At 35.8% G+C, this 18,433-nt stretch carries 16 protein-coding genes; 1 reads left to right on the forward strand and 15 read right to left on the reverse strand.

The genetic code is table 11. The features are described 5' to 3' along the window. Positions 1-363 precede the first annotated feature (363 nt). From IRZ80_RS17870 to IRZ80_RS17940, 15 genes are all read right to left on the reverse strand, one after another. Entirely contained in the window at positions 364-615 is a 252-nt protein-coding gene (locus IRZ80_RS17870) for a type II toxin-antitoxin system RelE/ParE family toxin (protein WP_228520947.1), read from the reverse strand. A gap of 15 nt (positions 616-630) precedes the next feature. Continuing rightward, positions 631-864, reverse strand: coding sequence for a hypothetical protein (locus IRZ80_RS17875; RefSeq protein WP_194643210.1), 234 nt, complete (start codon positions 862-864; stop codon positions 631-633). A gap of 150 nt (positions 865-1,014) precedes the next feature. Further along, positions 1,015-4,479, reverse strand: coding sequence for an efflux RND transporter permease subunit (locus IRZ80_RS17880; protein ID WP_194643212.1), 3,465 nt, complete (start codon positions 4,477-4,479; stop codon positions 1,015-1,017). Positions 4,480-4,617: 138 nt separating this feature from the next. Beyond that, positions 4,618-5,760: an efflux RND transporter periplasmic adaptor subunit gene (locus tag IRZ80_RS17885; protein WP_194643214.1), complete on the reverse strand. Its 1,143-nt coding sequence runs from the start codon at positions 5,758-5,760 to the stop codon at positions 4,618-4,620. Between the two features lie 23 nt (positions 5,761-5,783). After that, a complete protein-coding gene (locus IRZ80_RS17890; protein WP_194643216.1) occupies positions 5,784-7,121 on the reverse strand; it encodes a TolC family protein in 1,338 nt (445 codons plus the stop codon). Beyond that, positions 7,121-7,717: a TetR/AcrR family transcriptional regulator gene (locus tag IRZ80_RS17895; RefSeq protein WP_194643218.1), complete on the reverse strand. Its 597-nt coding sequence runs from the start codon at positions 7,715-7,717 to the stop codon at positions 7,121-7,123. Before IRZ80_RS17895 ends, IRZ80_RS17890 begins: the two co-directional genes overlap by 1 nt. A gap of 66 nt (positions 7,718-7,783) precedes the next feature. Next, positions 7,784-8,293 (reverse strand): YceI family protein, encoded by a 510-nt coding sequence (locus IRZ80_RS17900; RefSeq protein ID WP_194643220.1) that lies wholly within the window; start codon positions 8,291-8,293, stop codon positions 7,784-7,786. A gap of 169 nt (positions 8,294-8,462) precedes the next feature. Next, positions 8,463-9,023, reverse strand: a complete 561-nt coding sequence (locus tag IRZ80_RS17905) for an RNA polymerase sigma factor (RefSeq protein ID WP_194643222.1) — start codon at positions 9,021-9,023, stop codon at positions 8,463-8,465. Next, positions 9,016-9,411 carry a hypothetical protein gene (locus tag IRZ80_RS17910; RefSeq protein ID WP_194643224.1) on the reverse strand — a complete coding sequence of 132 codons (396 nt, stop codon included), beginning with the start codon at positions 9,409-9,411 and terminating at the stop codon, positions 9,016-9,018. Before IRZ80_RS17910 ends, IRZ80_RS17905 begins: the two co-directional genes overlap by 8 nt. 384 nt (positions 9,412-9,795) lie before the next feature. Then, positions 9,796-10,434 (reverse strand): hypothetical protein, encoded by a 639-nt coding sequence (locus tag IRZ80_RS17915; RefSeq protein ID WP_194643226.1) that lies wholly within the window; start codon positions 10,432-10,434, stop codon positions 9,796-9,798. Between the two features lie 156 nt (positions 10,435-10,590). Further along, positions 10,591-13,767, reverse strand: a complete 3,177-nt coding sequence (locus tag IRZ80_RS17920; protein ID WP_194643228.1) for an efflux RND transporter permease subunit — start codon at positions 13,765-13,767, stop codon at positions 10,591-10,593. Between the two features lie 83 nt (positions 13,768-13,850). Then, the gene (locus IRZ80_RS17925) at positions 13,851-14,915 is read right to left on the reverse strand and encodes an efflux RND transporter periplasmic adaptor subunit (protein ID WP_194643229.1); all 1,065 of its coding nucleotides are present in this window, start codon (positions 14,913-14,915) and stop codon (positions 13,851-13,853) included. A 1-nt stretch (position 14,916) separates the two neighbouring features. Beyond that, entirely contained in the window at positions 14,917-16,254 is a 1,338-nt protein-coding gene (locus IRZ80_RS17930; RefSeq protein ID WP_194643231.1) for a TolC family protein, read from the reverse strand. Positions 16,255-16,261: 7 nt separating this feature from the next. After that, complete coding sequence (locus IRZ80_RS17935; protein WP_194643233.1) at positions 16,262-16,858, reverse strand: TetR/AcrR family transcriptional regulator; 597 nt, start codon at positions 16,856-16,858, stop codon at positions 16,262-16,264. A gap of 97 nt (positions 16,859-16,955) precedes the next feature. Then, complete coding sequence (locus IRZ80_RS17940; RefSeq protein WP_194643235.1) at positions 16,956-17,477, reverse strand: YceI family protein; 522 nt, start codon at positions 17,475-17,477, stop codon at positions 16,956-16,958. Positions 17,478-17,936: 459 nt separating this feature from the next. On the opposite strand from IRZ80_RS17940, the gene IRZ80_RS17945 reads away from it, so the two are divergent. Next, entirely contained in the window at positions 17,937-18,335 is a 399-nt protein-coding gene (locus IRZ80_RS17945) for a hypothetical protein (protein WP_194643237.1), read from the forward strand. The last annotated feature ends 98 nt before the right edge of the window (positions 18,336-18,433 follow it).

The raw sequence follows: 18,433 nt of genomic DNA on the forward strand, positions 1-18,433 counted from the left end.
TCATTTATAGGCGAAACAAACCTTCGTTTATACACCCTAAATCAGGTTGATTGTCGCAGGTTTTGTTACGTTTTGTTCTTTTTCAAATATAGAAAATAATAGTTACAAACTTATAAATTGTCAATTTTGTTTATATAACCTATTTTCATCCTCTGCCCAGTAAAATGGATGCTCCGAAGGATTATTTGTTTCATTTTGTGCTGATCAAACATTCTCATTCCATTCTTATAAAAAAAAACACCCGAAATCAGATTTCAGGTGGTTTTCGTTATATAAAGTTTAAAAAATTATTCTTTGATAGGAGACGGGAATTATAAAAAAGAAACAAACTTAACTTGAAAGAAAACTAGGTTCGTTTTATAATTATTTTACTTTTCTGTGTTCAATATTTTGGCGGTTATCCCAAAATGATACAATCTCGATTCTATCTCCATTTATTTCATAGAAAATAAGATAAACTTTCAATGGAATTACACGTGTAAATTTATTTGAAGTCAGTCTTCCAATTAGTTCTGAGTTAGAAAGTGTTTTTAGTAAGTCTTCCACTTCTTTAAGCAGTTTTAAACTATAATTTGGATTACCATTCCAATACAGCTGCAAGCTGAAGTTTTGCAACTTTTGACCAAACTATTACTTTTTTAGCCATTCCCGCATTTCAGAAATTATTTCATCGTTATTATGAAATTTTCCCTCTTTGATTTCGCTCCTTCCGGTTTCAATCGATGATTGTTCTTCGGCAGATAATTGATATAAGGCTTGTTCTGATGAGTCAAATATAGTTTGAAGTGCGTTTAGAAAGTTCAAATCTTTAGAATCTTTAATTCTGGAAATTAGATTTTTCTTTATTTGAGCTGTCATATCCATAACTTACAGTTTTTACTATTCAAAAGTAAAGATTTATTTTTAAATTGAGCTCTTGATGTCTTGAGGAATTTTGTTAGTTAATAATTCTAAAAAACAAAAAACCACCCAAAATTCAAATTTCAGGTGGCCTTAATTATAAATTTTTAAAAATTATTCTTCAGCAGTTACTGATTTTCTTCGGTCTCTTAACCAATATTTGGTTCTTTTTACCAGATAGAACATCACTGGTACCATAATCAGGGTCAAGACCGTTGCGTAAGTCAATCCGAAAATGATGGTCCAGGCCAATGGTCCCCAGAAAATAACGTTGTCTCCTCCCATAAATATGTGCGGATTCAAGTCGGTTATTAAAGAGAAAAAGTCAAAGTTCAGTCCAATTGCCAGCGGAATCAATCCCAATACGGCAGTAAGTGCCGTCAGTAATACAGGACGTAGCCTTGATTTACCAGATTCAATGATTACTTCCTTGATTTCTTCAAGCGTTAAATCGTCGTGGCTTTGTAAATGATTATCAGCTACTTTTTTGTCTAATAATAATACGAAGAAATCCATTAATACGATTCCGTTCTTCACCACGATACCCGCCAGCGAAATGATTCCCATCATCGTCATCAGGATCACAAAATCCATATTGGCGATAACATAACCATAAAATACCCCGCTGAAACTAAGAATTACTGTAAACAGAATAACTATGGTTTTGGAAACCGAATTAAACTGAAGTACGATGATGATGGTGATTCCGGCCATAGCCAAAAACAGTGCATACATCAGGAAACTTTGGTTTTTTCCTTGTTCTTCCTGTACTCCCGAGAACGAATAGGTAACCGTCTTTGGTAATTGATAGCCTTTTAAATCGGCAGCAATCTGTTTAGTGATTTCGTCTCCATTGTAACCGGTCAAAACGTTGGAATAAACCGTCATGATTCGTTTTTGGTTCTTCCTTTTGATTTGGTTGTAGGTGGTCGTTTTTTCTGTTTCGGAAACCGCCGAAATAGGCACCTGCATCATTTGTCCGTTAGCTGGATTTCTGAAAGTCAGTGCTTGATTGAACAGTATGTTTTCGTTTTTACGCTGGTCGTCCTGCATACGCATCGTGATGTTGTAATCGTCATCGCCTTCTTTGTAGGTTGAAATTTCCTGTCCATAAACGGAACGGCGCAGGTTGAAACCCAATTGTCCTGTCGAAACACCCAGACTTCCTGCGCTCACGCGATCTACTTTTACCTCCAGTTCAGGACTTTCCTTGTTTACATCGATGCTCAAACGCTCAATTCCAGGAATGTTTTTGGAATTGATAAAAGTGATCATTTTGTCAGCTTCTTTCAGCATTTCGTCATAATCGATTCCGGTAAGCTGTATACTGATAGGATATCCAGCCGGTGGTCCGTTGGCATCTTTTTCAACCGTTACCGTGGCTCCGGCGATTCCTTTTACTTTGCCCCTGATTTCTTCCAGAATGTCAGCGGTATTAATGCCTCTTCTGAATTTGAACTCGGAGAAATTCACCGTTACTTTTCCTTTGAAAGGAGTTTCCGAAGCCGATCCTGCATCTACATTTGGATTTCCTGCACCAACTCCCACTTGGGAGACGATGGATTCGGCTAAATAGTTTTTGCTGGTTTTTGGATCTACATATTTATTCAAAACGGCAATCACCTGTTTTTCCACAAATAAAGTAGCTTTATTGGTTTTTTCTATATCAGTTCCCTGTGGATATTCAATGTAGGCGATTACCTGATTCGGAATATTATCCGGGAAGAATAGCACTTTTCTAGGGAATATTCCCAAAAGGATAAAAGAGAAAAACAGCATTCCAATAATTCCGGCTAGGGCATACCAAGCTCTTCTTTTGGTCAAAATTTTAGCCAGAAAGGATTTGTATCTGTCTTCCATTCTAGGAAAAAAACTGTGCTGAAAATCCTGTGTCCATTGATACAGTTTCAGTTTATACAGCCACATAAGCCCTAATGAAATAATAGCCAAGTGACCAATGGCTTTAGCAAATTTTGAATCATACATGTTTCCAAGAAACACAAAAATTACTGCAATTATCGTAAAGATTATGGAATACGTTTTTGCTGATTTTTTGGTTACGTTTTTGTCTTCAATATCCATGGAACCTCCTGTCATAGCAGCATTGACAACCATAGCAACAAATAATGAAGCAGTAAGTGTTACTGTCAGTGTCATTGGAAAATATTTCATGAATTTACCCATAGTTCCAGGCCATAAGGCAAAAGGAAGAAAGGCCATCAAGGTAGTGGCTGTAGAAGAAATTACCGGCCACGCGATTTCGCCGATACCTATTTTTGAAGCCTCAATGCGCGGCATTCCTTTTTTCATGTTGGCAAATACGTTGTCTACCACCACAATACCGTCGTCCACGAGCATTCCCAGTCCCATAACCAATCCAAAAAGAACCATCGTGTTCAGCGTTAGTCCAAAAGCCGAAAGTATACTAAACGCCATCAGCATTGACAGCGGAATTGCTGCTCCTACAAACAAGGAGTTACGCAGTCCCATTGTAAACATTAGTACTATCATTACCAGTACGATACCAAAAATAATATGGTTTGAAAGTTCATCAACCTGATGTTCAACGCGTGATGATTGGTCGTTTGTTAATTCGATTTTTAGATTGGAAGGCAGATAGGAAGCTTGAGCTACTTTGATCTTTTCTTTAACCTGTTCGATTGCCGAAATCATATTCTGGTTGGAACGTTTCTTCACGTTTAGCATCACTACTTCGGTTCCTTTCTCACGAGCATAAGTTGTTTTTTCTTTTTCTTTGAAACTGACTACCGCAATGTCTTTCAGGTAAACGGTTCCTCCGTTGTGTTTTACGATAATGTCTTCCAGTTCTTTGGGATCTTTGATTTCACCGACAATTCGGATGTTGTTTCTGGATCCCTGCGAAATTAAATTTCCTCCAGAAAGCGTCATGTTTTCATATTTCACGGCACTTTGAATGTCATCAAAAGAAACCTGTGCTGCTGTCATTTTGAAAATATCAACAGCAATTTCCACTTCTTTGTCATCAACACCCAGAATGTCTACTTTTTTTACTTCAGGAATTTCTTCAATATCGTCCTGAAGTAATTCTCCGTATTTTTTAAGCTGCTGTGTGGTGTAGTTTCCCTGTAGATTGATGTTTAGAATCGGCACTTCTTCCGAAATGTTCAATTCAAAAACGCTTGGTTCTACTTTGCTTCCGTTGTCAAGGTTTGGCCAGTCGGTATCTGCTTTTACGATATCTACTTTGTCCTTAATTTTGGTTTTGGCATCAAGGATTGTAACTTTATCTTCAAACTCAACGATAATCATTCCGTAATCCTGAAAGGAACTGGATGTGATTTTATCTACACCGCTGATGTTTTTGATTTCCTTTTCAAGCGGTTTGATGATTAATTTCTCCACGTCCTCTGCCGAGTTTCCTGGGAAAACAGATGAAATGTAAACCTTGTTTTCTATGATTTCCGGAAAATCCTCTCTCGGCATGGTAACATAGGCAATGACTCCGGTAATTACAATCAGCAGAGTCAGTATATAGACTGTTACGCGGTTTTCGACAGCCCAGCTTGATATTCCGAATTCTTTATTTTGATGGCTCATTTAATTTGAGATTTTAGATTAACGATTTTTGATTTTAGATGTATAGTGTGATTAACTAAGAAGTTAGACATAAGATTTCAGATTTTACCGATGCAGCAATCTGCAGTCGAAAATCGTTAATCTACAATCAAAATCATTTTAAAAATTAAGTTTCATCCCGTCCGAAATGGTATTCATGCCTTCGGTAACAATTATTGCATCAGCATTCAAACCGCTTAAAATTTCGGTTACATTGTCTGACGACTGGCCAGTTTTTACAATTGCTTTTTTGGCAATTCCTGTTTTTCCGTTAGAATTAGCTACTGTATAAACAAAACTGTTTTTCTTACCATCCTGCTGAATTACATTTGTTGGAACAACCACAGCATTTTTGCTTACATAATCAATCACTTTTAGTTTAGCGACTTGGTTAGGGCGTAATAAGTTTTCCGGATTTGGAACGCTGACTTCGATTCCGAAACTTCTGTTGTTTGGATTGATGAAGTTCCCTATTTGGCGTACCTTTCCTTTGTAGGTTTTGCCTAATGAAGTTAAGTAAACATCTACTTCAGTGCCAATTTTTAATTTTCCGATATAGGTTTCAGGAATTGAAGTAGAAACATACATATTTCCTAAATTCACGATTCGCATTAATCCTTTTTGGCTGGCAGCAACTACTTCTCCTTTTTCTACAAAAACTTCGTCAATAGATCCTGAGAACGGAGCTTTGATGACTGTTTTTGCAATTTGTGCTTTGATTTGTGCTACTCCTTTTTGTGCCGAAATCATTTGTGCCTGTGCTTGAAGGTATTGTATTTCGGAACCAATTTTTTGGCTCCATAGATTTTTCTGGCGCTCAAAAGTGGTTTTGGCTAGAGCATATTGGTTTTCTGCGCTGGCCAGCTGCTGGCTCATTCCGCCATCATCGGTGCGTCCTAAAACCTGTCCTTTGCTTACTTTTTGTCCGGCTTTTACGTTCAGCTGTACTAAATTCCCAGGAAATTCTGGCTGAATCAGTACGTTTTCATTAGTGTTAACGCTTCCCTGAATCTCAAGATAGTGGTTGAAAACTGTATCTTTCAACTTTACTGCAGATACCAATGCTTCAACTTCTTTGTTCACGTCCAAAGCAGCCAATGCTTCATCGATTTGGGTAAGCTGCTGCTGTAGTTCGGCTTTTTTGGCGGTTATTGCTTTCACGTCTTTGGAGGCAATAATGCTTTCGGTTGATTGGTTTTTCTCTGATGAATTACAGGAAATCAATACGATGGAAAGTGTAGTTAATATTAATATTTTTTTCATGTTGGTTGTATTTAATAGTGTCGTTATTGAGTGATGATTTTTTCTAAACTGGCTTTTTTATTGATAATATTGACCATAGTCTGCAGATATTTTTGCTGGGCAGTATATAATTGCCGCTGCGCATCATTGAAGTCAAAACTGGTCGAAAGCCCTTCACTGAATTTAATCTGCTGTTTTCTCTCGATTCTTTCTGCCAGATTCAGATTGCTTTTGGCAGTTTCATAATCGGCGATGCTGTATTCGTACTCGCTTTTTGCGGCAGCATACTGCAGTTTCAGTTTTTGCTCGGTTTCGTTTAAAGTTGTTTTTGCCTGATCCAAAGCAATTTTTGCCTGCTGTGTTCTGGAGCTTCTAGCTAAGCTGCTGAATATTGGAACATTTAAACTTAATCCAAGATTCGAATAATTGAACCAGTTTTGGTTTTTGGTAAAAAAATCAAACTGATCTTTATAAGCAGTATATCCAAAATTAAAATTGGCAGACAACGAAGGCAGTGCTTTACTTCTTTCAAGTTTGTATTCCAATGTTCGCTGCTCTTCAAAATTGGAGGCTATTTTATAATCGATATTATTGTTGACATCAAAGTTCGAATTTGAAAAAGAAGCATCAATGTTTTGAACCGTCAGTATATCCAGCTTATCCGTCAGTGTGATTGGGTCATTGATATCAATGCCTAAATTGATTTTCAGCATTTTATAAGTAATGTCCAATAAACGATTGTTGTAGTTTAAGGTACTTTCTAAAGAAGCCAAAGTAATTTCTAACTGTTCAACACTTTCTTCTTCAATCAATCCATTTTTGTAAGTGGCTCTGGTGTCGTTCAGCGTTTTCGTTAAAGATGCGATGTTTTTTTCCAAAATGGCGATGTTTTCTTTGGCCAGTAAAACATTACCATAAGAGTTAATTACCATTTCCTTGATTTCAATATCAGATTTCTTTTTTGCATTTTGATAGTAAGTCAAATAGGTTTTTGAAGCCTGAAGTGCTACAATATAAGAACCATCAAAAAGAAGCTGGCTTATTGAGGAACGCGCTATCATAGAGTGTTTTGTTCCAAAAGCTACTTCGGCATATTCGCCTGGTTTACCGCCGAAGAATTCGGCAGGAACGACAGATTTTTGTAAAACAAAATTGTTTGTATAATCAACGCCAGCATTAATCTGAGGTAATCCCATGGCTGTAGTTTCCCATTTTTTTTCCTTTGCGGCTTCAATACTGCGTCCTGAATTGATTGAGGAGTAGTTGTACTCAATCGCATGAGCAATTGCCTGCTGTAATGAAAAGGAATAATTCTTATTCGAGTCTTGCGCATATATGCCCGCGCCCAAAAATGTTAACATTAGAATGAATGTTTTTTTCATTATATTTTGGTTTTAAGTAATTGTTTTTCAAGTTCGTCAATTCCTTTTGAGGTTGCCATTGCCCGGGTGTGGTATTCTAATGCTTCCAATTCCAGTTTTGTGGCTTCCCTTTCGGAGACTGTGTTTTCTTTGATGCTGAAAATTAATGAGTAGTAAAATTTGACATAAACATCAACATCCAGATCTTTTCGATATAATTCCTGGTCAATTCCTTTTTCGATATTTTGTTTAAAGCACATATTGCATTCATCCAATTCCCGGTTGATTACCTTTTGATAAATCTCTGGGTAATGTTTTTTTAATTGGTAGAGCGGAGACGTGTCAGCTATCTGAAACATTTCTTTGAACATTTTCCGAATCTCAAAATTTTCCTCAATCGCATTGTAATTTTTGGCAACAATCGTATTTATAACTTCATGAACGGTCTTGTGAACCATTTCGGTACTTTCTTCAATTAATATTTCTTTGTTGCAGAAATATTTATAAATCGTTTTTTTTGAAATGCACATTTCACCGGCAATATCATCCATGGTGACGCTTTTAAAACCAAGTTTTAAAAATAAGTCGCTTGCTTTGGATATGATTTTGTCTTTCATTGTTTTTGGTTACTTGTTTTGGTTAAAATATAGATTGGGTGGGATTGAGGTTAAATTAATCAGCGGTTAATTATGTGTGAATTCTAAATTAGCAATAAGCTGTATATCTGATCCTACAGCATAGCTTCCGTGTGCATAGTATGGATTGCAGTTAAGACCAAAATCTTTTCGGTTAATGCTTCCGGTTATTTCAAATGATGCTTTCCGAATTCCGTTATCATTTTTGAAACCAATAAATTCTGTGTCTAATTCGATAACTTTTGTAATGTTTTTGATAGTCAGATGTCCTTTCAGGAAATTGATGTTTTTGTTTATCTTCTCAAAAGAAGTTGATTTGAACTGAATTACAGGAATTTCGTTATAATCAAAAAAGTCGATTAACTTCAAATCGGAGTTATTGTTTTTGCCGTTTGCTTTCAAAGAAAATTCAATCGAAGCGTTTTCTACTTCATTGTTCTGTATGGCAACGTGTCCTTTAAAATTATTTTTGGTGCCGGGCATGTAATCAATCAAAGAACGTTTTGTTTTTAACAGCACGTCAGATTCATTTGAATCAATTTTCCATTTATTTCCCATGTTTTCAGTTTTTTGTAATAATTTTGTAATGCAAATATAGCAATGGAAACTTTAAAAACAAATAAAGTTTCCATTGTTTTAACTGTATTGTATTAAAAATTAGATAATTATATTGTGATTTGTATTCGAATTCATAATCTGCCGTCTGTTAAGGCAATAATCTGAAGAATTAGGAATAAATGATCTCTTCATACAATTCGGACAATCTTTTTCGTAAATGCAGAACAGCATAACGCTTTCGCGAAAGTAATGTATTGACAGAAATGCCGGTTTCTTCGGATATTTCTTTGAATGACAAACCATCTAATTCGGTTTTTTCAAAAACTTCTCTTTGCTCCAGAGGCAGTTCAGATAATGCATTTTCGAGTTCAACCCACATCAATGAGCGTAAGTATTCTGTTTCGGGAGATGGTGACGTCTGCTTGCTGAAAAGCATTTCGGAAATATCTTTGAGGATCTCGTCATCGTCGTTTAGGTAGGAAGGTAATTCTTCTTCATGCTTCTTTGTCTGTTTATTGATTATCATATTGCGCGCTACCCGATACAGCCAGGCGGTTACCTGTTCAATCGGATTCATCGCAGTATCTACTTTTGCCAGCTGGTAAAAAACGTCCTGCAGAATGTCCTCGGCATCTTCCTTGTTTGAAACGCGTTTACGAATAAACGCGTCCAAACGAGGTCTATAAGCTGTTACCAGCGATCCGACATCTAGCTGCGGGTTATTACTCATTATCTTTTTTGTCGAAGTCAGTACAGTCGAAATCAAAATCTTTGTCTCCAAAGAAATGTCTGCGGCCAAATCTTCCGCCCCACATGTGCTCTTTGCGTTTGTTTACAAATTCTTTGCGTTCTTCGGGAGTCATTTTCATCCATTTTTCACGAATAGCATTTTTATGACGCATACCCTTAAATCTAGAACCTCCGTGATGTCCGTGACCGCCAAACAGAAGGCGGGAAAGAACAAGTAAGCCTAATGCCTGCCAAAAACTAATAATTCCTAATCCAAATATGCTCGGCATAAGTGCATTCCATAACAGCATGACTGCGAAACTGAATCCTGTACCTGCTGCAATGACGAGCAATACTATTCCTGCTATTTTAAAACCTTTTCTTTTCATGATATATATTTTTTGTTTTTTAAATTCATTTTAAGAAGCCTTCTATTTATGTAGACAAATGAACTTGATAAATATTTTACGGAAATGGCTTTTTTTTTGATTTTTTTTTGATACTGCAAATTAGCTAGGATAAAATTAGTTGAATATGTGGAGTTATTTAACTTTACTGATGCTCGTTTAATGCCATTAAGTTGAGTTTAAATTTTTTCTCGCAAAGCCGCGAAGCCGCAAAGTTATGATTGGATTCCTTTGCGTCTCAGCGGCTTTGCGAGATTTATCTTTGGATAATAAATTAAAAAACTCTTGACTAAATGATATTGGGTACTCGTTTGCAAACGAGTACCAAAGCGGGTTAATAATAAGCTATATCAGCAGGTGACTATTCTATTTTTCTGATTTTATTTTGTACTTATTAATTATGTATAAGGATGCAAATTCTTCCGCGTTAAATCTTCGGTTAACAAATCTCCATAATGAAAAGAAAAATAGTAAAATAGAACTAATGAGGATAGGAGTGCATTGGTAGTAAAAGTAAGCTGCGACAATGCTGACAATTGTGAAACTTCTGAAAAAGTTTGAGTCCGCTTCTAACCGCTGTGTAATTGTTATTAATTGCGGGTCATCTTTTGAAATAATAATTTTTATCCAATCATAAAACTTAATATCCTGACGATAATTTTCATTTTTGAAGTATTCGTTTTTGATTTTTTCTGCTTCTTCAATTAATGCTAAGCCTCTTGATTCGGGCATGTTTTTAAAAAGTTTTCTAAGCAGCCCTTTTTTGCTGTAAAACTGAATAATCATCCAGTCATTCAGATTTTTTTTCCACAAACCAGAAAAGGCGTATAGTATGTGTCCAACGATATAGGAAGTTATTGCGTAGTATACCCATGAGGGATTTGTAAAATTATGATATTGATCAAATGTATTGACAGTAACAATGTATACAACACAAAATCCAGGTAGAAGGACGGAGAAAAAATCAACTAAGCCAATAAAAAAGTCTGCGGGTTTAAATTCCATATGTTATAACGGTTAAGTATTACGCAAAAATTGTATATGTTCTTGTTATTGAGAGTATTCAATCTCCAAATATAATAATTCCATTCCCGTAAAAAAACAAGAAACCGCCAAAAATCAGATTTCTGGCGGTTCCTTTATCACAATTAAATTCAGGTATTATACAGTATGCTTTGGATTAAAACCATCCTCGCTTAATTCTTTGTGGTCATAATCGGCAGTCATTTCAGCTTCGTAATCTATTTTTTCGTCTTTAGTTAATTTAGCCTTGATTTTCTCCATGATTTCATAAATCACAGGGACAATAATCAAAGTTAAGAATAATGACGAAATCAATCCTCCGATGATTACCCAAGCCAGACCATTTTTCCATTCGGCACCAGCTCCAGAAGCCAATGCAATTGGGAACATACCAAAAACCATCGCAATTGTCGTCATCAAGATCGGACGCAAACGGGCGTGATTCGCTTGGATTAATGCTCTTCTGATGGTTTCACCTGCTGCTCTTCGCTGGTTGGTGTAATCCACAAGCATGATCGCATTTTTACACACCAGACCAATTAACATAATGATACCCAAAATGGTAAATATATTCAGTGTATTATTCGTTAACGCTAAAGCCAGCATCGCTCCAATAAATGAAAGCGGAATCGCAAACAATACCACAAACGGGTGCATAAAACTGTCATAAAGACCAACCATTACAAGATATACCAAAATAATAGCCGCCAATAAAGCAATTCCTAAAGTACCAAAACCTTCACTTTGGTTTTCCTGATCACCTCCCCAAATATAGCTTACCCCAACTGGTTTTTTAAGTTTGTCCAGTTTTGCCTGCCATTGCTGTACAATTGTTCCTGTTGGAACCCCAACATTTTGACCTTGTACCGTTACCGAAGCTGATTTGTCACGGCGTTCCAATTGGCTAGGCCCTGAACCTTCAGTAATAGTGGCAAACTGTGATAGTTTGATCTGCTGTCCTGCACTGTTGACGAAAATCAGATTACTCACATCTGTAATATTTTTTCTGTCAAAGGCATTGTATTTGATGTTGATGTCATATTCGTATTCACCAGCTCTGAACTTTCCGTCAGTGTTACCGCTGTAAGCAGTCTGCATGGTCATACCTACAGTCTGAAGTGTAAGTCCTAATGCTGCCATTTTATCACGATCCACCTGTACGTTGATTTCAGGATTTCCATCTTCAACCGTCAGTTTAATTTCAGTTGTTCCAGGAATGCTGCGTAATTCTGCTTCAGCTAATTTGGCGAAAGCCATAGCAGCTTCGGTTGAAGGTCCTGTTACGATTAATCCTAATTTTGCATTTTCTGCAGTACCTAAAATACCAACCGGAACTGTTTTTACTTTAGCACCTACTAAAACTTTTTCCAGTTTACGTTTAATTTTTGCTGCATATACAGAAGCATCATCAGAACGTTCTGCCTGATCAATCATTTTTACATCAATCTCTGCTTTGTAAGCAGTAGCCTGAGAAGCTCCCATACCTTCAGAAGTCTGACCTACTGTTGTAATCTGGCTGTGTACATATTCTTCATTTTTCAAAAACGCTTCCGCTTTTTGCGTCATAAAGTTTGATTGTTCCAATGAAGCGTCTTTTGGCATTTCAATCTGAACCAAGAACTCCCCACTATCTGACGAAGCAAAGAATTCTCCACCAATAAAACCACCACCAACTAATCCCATTGTTGAACTAAAGAATAAAACTAAAACAACAAGAATCGTTTTAACATAATGATCCAGACACCAGTTTAATAATCCGGTAACCCAGTTTGTAAAACGTGTTAAAAGACTTTCGAAACCAAGAATGGTTCTTCCAAATATATTTTTACCTTCAATATGTTCCAGTTTTCCAAAACGGGAAGACAGCCAAGGAATAATAGTAAATGAAGCTAATAATGATAATAATGTAGATATAATTACGGTAACACAGAATTGTGTAATAATGTTTGATACCAATCCAGAACTCATGGCAATAGGCAAGAACACCACCACAATTACCAATGTAATCGAAGTTACAGTTCCTCCAATTTCGGCAGTACCATCATAAGAAGCACGGATTCGGCTTTTGCCCATTTCCATGTGCCTGTAAATGTTTTCCAAAACTACAATCGCATCATCGACCAGAATACCAACTACCAGCGAAAGTCCCAATAAACTCATCAAGTTTAACGTATAACCCAAAAGATAAATTCCGATAAAAGTGGCAATTAACGAAGCAGGAATCGAAACCATTACAATTAATGAGTTACGAATACTGTGCAGGAAGAACAGCATTACAAAAGCCACCAGAATTACAGCGATCAATAAATCATGTATTACAGAATCGGCTGCTTCTAAGGTGTAATCGGTACTGTCTTTTGCAATTTCTAAAGCTAGTTCTGATGTTTTATAATCGTTCTCTAGTTTAGTAATGGCTTTTTTCAAGTCGGCACTTACTGCTACCGCATTCGCATCTGATTGTTTGATAACCTGCAGAATAATCGCGCTTTTTTGATCTACTCTTGATATTTTTTCTGCGATTTTTTGAGCATCCTGAACATCAGCAATATCCTGTAAACGGATTTCAATTCCGTTTTTAGAAGAAACAACCAAGTTTCTTAATTCGTCAACACTTTTGTATTTACCCGCTAAACGGATTAATATTTTTTGATTTCTGGTTTGAATATTACCGGTAGGGAAATCCAGATTCGAAGATAAAATCATTTGCTGTACCTGCGGAACCGAAAGACCGTAACCCTGCATTTTTACTGCGTCAAGGTTCACTTGAATTTCACGTTCCTGACCGCCAATAATATTTACCTGAGCCACACCTTGCACACGGGATAAAACCGGAGCAATCTTTTTATCAATCAAATCATAAAAAGTAGCTTCGTCCATTTTTCCATTGGCACCAATAGTCATAATTGGTAAATCGCTCAACGAGAATTTGGTTAAAGCCGGCGTCTCTGCATCATCTGGTAAGTCACTCACCAGTGCATTGACTTTACGCTGTGCATCATTCATCGAAATGTCAATTTTTGCATTTGATGTCAATGTTACCGATACGATTGATAAACTTTCGTATGATTTGGAATCAATTTTTTTGATGTTTTCCAAAGAGGCGATTCCATCCTCAATTTTTTTGGTAACGGTATTTTCTACCTCACTTGGAGAAGCTCCAGGATAAATAGTAGAAATTGTAATAACATTCTGTTCGAATTTTGGGATCAGTTCATAGCCCAATTGGCTGTAACTGAACAGTCCTCCAAGAGTTAGTATCGTAAATAGAACGATTACTAACGAAGGGCGTTTTATGGATATTTCTGCTAATTTCATTTGTTTTGCTTTATGCTGTAGGCAGTAAGCTATAGGCTTTGCGCATCGGTTATGCTTAAAGCGTAAAGCTTACGGCTTAAAGCTTATTTTATAATTTCTACTGCGTTACCATCCTGTAAGTTGATTTGACCTGTTACAATAACAGTTTCACCGTCAGACAATCCATTAATTATTTCAACTTGGTCACCTAAAATTCTTCCGGCTGTTACTTTTTTAAGTTTAGCGATTCCGTTTTCAACCACAAAAATCTGATTGCTGCTCACACTTCCAACAAAAGCATTTCTAGGAACTACTTTCAATTCTTGTTTTTGTTTGGTTCCAAAGTTGGCAGTTCCATACATACCTGCTTTAATGCTGCTGTTAGCATTGTTTGTGATTTCAATTTCAACAGGGAAGTTTAAGCTTTCATCTGCTTTTGGAGCGATAAAAGTAATTTTGCCAGTGACAGATTTATCAGGAAAAACGCTTGAAGTTACAGGCACAGTATTTCCGATTTTTAAACCAGCTACCTGACTTTCGTTCACGCTCACTTTTAATTTTAATTTAGAAACATCCACAATATCAAACATTTGTGTTGGAGGCATTCCTGCTAAAATGGTTCCTGGTTCAACAAATCTTTTGTTAATGAATCCTTTGATAGGTGCTTTTACTTTCGTGTCACCTACGTTGATGTTCGCTTGAGTTAAGTTTGCCTGTGCATTTGTTAACTGCAGTTTTGCCTGATCCAATTGCTGTTTTGTAACACCGCCGGTTTGATAAGCATTTTCATATCTTGCATAATCATTTTTAGCATTGTCGTAAGCCGCTTTTGCGGTATTAGCATTCACATTAATTACATCGCTTCTAACGATTACCAATGTTTGTCCAACATTTACATAGTCTCCTTCGTCAACTAAAACTTTAATTACTTTTCCCGATTTTTCAGCAGAGAAAGTAAGTTCCTGTGTTGGAGCAAAATTTCCATTTGCTACAAAATCTAATGAAACATTTTCTGTTTTTACCTGTGCTGTTTTTACAGATACAGCTGCGTTTTTTTCGGCAACAATATCAGTTTTAGCTTTATTTTCTGCCTTGTTTTTTGATAAAACATAACCAATTGCTCCCAAGGAAGCAGCTATTGCGATTATTGTAAGTATTGTCTTTTTCATTTTAGTTGTTTATAAGTGTTTTAAGTTGTCCTTTTGATTTAATTAATGCTATTTCTGCAACTTTATAATCTAAAATTGCTGCTGTATAGTTATTTTGCGCTTCAATTGATGCATTTTCCGAGTCTAATAAATCGGTTAATGATGCCAAACCTTGTAAGTAATTGTTTTTTGTGTTTTTAAGAATTTCTGTTGCCAAGATCATGTTCTCTTTCTGATTTTGTATCGTAACAATGCTATTCTGAATTTGAGTATTAGCATTTTTATAATCTAAATCAAGCGAAAGCTTTGTTTCTTTGAGGTCTTCCTGTAGGGATCTAATTTGAACATCAGCTTGTCTTACTTTAGCGCGAGTACCAAATCCTGTAAAAATTGGAACTCTTAAATTTAATCCAATTGATGAGTAATCAGACCAATAAACGCCATCTGCAGGCTTAGCAAAAAGTGGTACTTCTGGTCCTTGGCCTAAATAGTTATACCCGGCTGATAATGATAATGTTGGATAATATTCGGCTTCTATAGATTTCTTCTGCAGCACTAATAATTCTTCTTGTTTTTTCAAAAGCAAGTATTCGGTTCTGTTAGCTGTATTTGGCGCTTCAATCAAAACTGTTGGTGTAATTTCAAATTCAGTCTGCGGAATCTCAATTTGAGTTTCCATTGGCATTCCCATATAAAATTTTAATGCATTTTCCTGTAGTTGTACTGCATTTAAAATTTGCTGACGCTGTGTGCTAATGTTTGACATTTTTACAACAATACGGTCAAAATCAATTTTTTTAGCAAGACCATTGTCAAATTGACCTTTTACGATGTCACGAACTTTGGTAGTGTTGAGATAAGTACTGTCTAATAAAATCAATTTCTGACGCTGAACATATACCTGATAGTAGTTGTTGGCTACTCTTTCGATAACTTGTTCTTCTGTTAACTGATCGTTTATCTGGTAAAATTCTCTAGTAGATTTTGCAGCTCTCAAACCTGTAAAAACAGATTGATCAAATATTGCCTGTGTTAACGAAATTCCCGCTCCTGATGTCCATTTTTGTCCAAAAGAAGCTTGAATTGTAGTTCCCGGCGCGCCAAAAGCAGCTCCGTCAATTACATTGGTCTGTAAAATTGGATTATAGGTTAAACTTCCGTTTGCAGTAATCTGCGGTAAGGCTCTGGAACGGACTTCCTGAATTTTGTATTCACTGTTTTCAACATCTAATTTCGCTTTTTTGGCATCAGCCTTATTTTGCAGCGCATAATTTATTGCGTCTTTTAAGGTCAGCGTTTTTACCTGTGCACTGGATGTCAGGCCAATTGTGCACAAAAGCAGTAGGGTTATTCTTTTCATTGATTGTTTATATATAAGTGTTTTGTAATTGTTTCTCTAGTTCGATAATCCCCTTCGGTGTTGCCATGGCTCTAGTATGATATTCTAAAGCTTCCAGCTCCAGTCTTTGGGCTTCTTTTTCAGAACTGGTAATGCCATGAATGCTGAAAATAAGTGTGTAATAAAAATTAACGTAGATGTTAACATCTAAACCTTCTCTATAAAGTCCCTCTCGGATTCCTTTTTCAATATTGTGTTTGAAGGCTTCGCTGCATTCGTTTAATTCCCTTGATATTACTTTGTTGTAGATATCGGGATAATGTTTTTTTAACTGATAGGCGGGTGAAGCTTCTCCAGATTTGAACATTTCCTTGAACATTTTTCTGATTTCAAAGTTTTCTTTTATTGCATTGTATTGTTTTACCGTGATACTGTCGATGCTTTCATGAATTGTTTTATGAACCGTCTCCGTACTTTCGGCGATAAGGATTTCTTTGTTGCAGAAATATTTGTAAATCGTTTTTTTTGAAATGCACATTTCTCCAGCAATATCATCCATAGTGACACTTTTAAAACCAAGTTTTAAAAAGAGTTCTGTAGCTTTTGATATTATTTTCTCTTTCATTTTTATGATAACTTATTGTAGTTAAATTTTAATAGTACAGTAAAAGTTAGTTATTAAATGAGTTTTGGTTTTTGTCTTTGTTGAGAACTGGTCATTCTTAATGTGTGAATTCTAAATTAGCAATGAGTTTTATGTCTTTGCTTATCGGAAGGCTTTTGTTTTGTTTAAGGACATTATAATTAAGTCCAAAATCTTTGCGGCTTATGTTCCCGGTAATTTCGAAAGATGCTTTTTGAACACCGTTGTAGTTTTTCATTCCTATAAATTCGGTATCAAATTCTACTACTTTAGTGATGTTTTTGATAGTCAGAAAACCTTTCAGGAAATTGATGTTCTTGTTGATTTTTTGAAAAGAAGTCGATTTGAATTTTATCAGCGGTGCTTCATCTTCATCAAAAAGATCAGTGAATTTTGCTTCTTTATTCTTTTCTGCCGAAACGTTCTTTTTATCATTTACATTCAGGGAGAATTCTATTGAAGCATCTTCAACCTCGTCGTTCTGTATGGCAACATGTCCTTTTAAGTTGTTTTTGTTTCCGGGCAGGTAGCCAATTAGAGAATGTCTAGATTTTATTATAACGTCTGATTCGTTTGAATCAATTGCCCATGCATTTTCCATGATTCGTATTTTTTAGTAAAGTTGTTCCTTATTTTTTTTGTTTTGGAAACTTTGGATACTTGTAAAGTTTCTTTGTGTTCTGCAAATGTAATAAGGAAACTTTAAAAACCAACAAAGTTTCCGATGTTTTTTTTCGATGGATACCATAAATAAAAATTATAGTTCCGTTTTTCGGGGATTTGTGCTTTCATAATTGCCTTTTGTATTATAGCTCTAGACTCTAAAAATCTCATGGGGAAAGGAATCAGATAGAAAATGAAACTTATTTTAGGCATGAAATTCATCGATGTCTGGAACCTTTATTACATCTTTAGTAATTAAAAGTAGTTTATTAAAGTTCTTATCCTGAAGTAAATATGGTAATACGGTATTGGTTTTTGTTAAAATAATACTACAAATTGAATAAAATTAGAAGTATCTTTAAAATTAAAAAACTAACAAGCCAAGATTTTTAAAACAATGAAAAAAATAATTACACTTTTAGTGTTAGGAGTTCTTATGAGCTGTACCAATAATGACAGCAATAAGTCAGATTTAACTATAACAAGCAAATGGAAACTTATCGAAACCTATTTTAGTAATGGCGGAAGCGATACGAAATGGCAAAAAGCGGATAATAGCTATACAATTGAGTTTTACCAAAATGGAACTTTCAAATCTATGAAGCCGGGAGCGCCTTGTGAAAACGGAAAATATTCTATTTCAGACAAAAATATTCTGGTTCTCAAATACACCTGCAGTACAGTTTATTCTGATTTTGAAACAACAGGACCTTATGCTGCCGATGCGGTTTCAATTATTTTGACTTCGAAGCTTTGTGATGAAGCTTGTCTGGAGAAATTTGAAAAAGTCAAATAACAAGGCAATCATAGTAATAAATTCATAGAGTGTTGTTTGATTTTGATGAACGTCATTTTTGTTCTTTAAAATTTAACGTCTGATTCAGGCATTTTTTT

Origin of the sequence: Flavobacterium sp. HJJ (genome assembly GCF_015351475.1) — a bacterium.
GTDB lineage: Bacteria > Bacteroidota > Bacteroidia > Flavobacteriales > Flavobacteriaceae > Flavobacterium > Flavobacterium marginilacus.

Coding starts and splice junctions, on each gene's coding strand:
- IRZ80_RS17875 (WP_194643210.1), bottom strand. CDS start 864: ATGGATATGACAGCTCAAATAAAGAAAAATCTAATTTCCAGAATTAAA.
- IRZ80_RS17880 (WP_194643212.1), bottom strand. CDS start 4,479: ATGAGCCATCAAAATAAAGAATTCGGAATATCAAGCTGGGCTGTCGAA.
- IRZ80_RS17885 (WP_194643214.1), bottom strand. CDS start 5,760: ATGAAAAAAATATTAATATTAACTACACTTTCCATCGTATTGATTTCC.
- IRZ80_RS17890 (WP_194643216.1), bottom strand. CDS start 7,121: ATGAAAAAAACATTCATTCTAATGTTAACATTTTTGGGCGCGGGCATA.
- IRZ80_RS17895 (WP_194643218.1), bottom strand. CDS start 7,717: ATGAAAGACAAAATCATATCCAAAGCAAGCGACTTATTTTTAAAACTT.
- IRZ80_RS17900 (WP_194643220.1), bottom strand. CDS start 8,293: ATGGGAAATAAATGGAAAATTGATTCAAATGAATCTGACGTGCTGTTA.
- IRZ80_RS17905 (WP_194643222.1), bottom strand. CDS start 9,023: ATGAGTAATAACCCGCAGCTAGATGTCGGATCGCTGGTAACAGCTTAT.
- IRZ80_RS17910 (WP_194643224.1), bottom strand. CDS start 9,411: ATGAAAAGAAAAGGTTTTAAAATAGCAGGAATAGTATTGCTCGTCATT.
- IRZ80_RS17915 (WP_194643226.1), bottom strand. CDS start 10,434: ATGGAATTTAAACCCGCAGACTTTTTTATTGGCTTAGTTGATTTTTTC.
- IRZ80_RS17920 (WP_194643228.1), bottom strand. CDS start 13,767: ATGAAATTAGCAGAAATATCCATAAAACGCCCTTCGTTAGTAATCGTT.
- IRZ80_RS17925 (WP_194643229.1), bottom strand. CDS start 14,915: ATGAAAAAGACAATACTTACAATAATCGCAATAGCTGCTTCCTTGGGA.
- IRZ80_RS17930 (WP_194643231.1), bottom strand. CDS start 16,254: ATGAAAAGAATAACCCTACTGCTTTTGTGCACAATTGGCCTGACATCC.
- IRZ80_RS17935 (WP_194643233.1), bottom strand. CDS start 16,858: ATGAAAGAGAAAATAATATCAAAAGCTACAGAACTCTTTTTAAAACTT.
- IRZ80_RS17940 (WP_194643235.1), bottom strand. CDS start 17,477: ATGGAAAATGCATGGGCAATTGATTCAAACGAATCAGACGTTATAATA.
- IRZ80_RS17945 (WP_194643237.1), top strand. CDS start 17,937: ATGAAAAAAATAATTACACTTTTAGTGTTAGGAGTTCTTATGAGCTGT.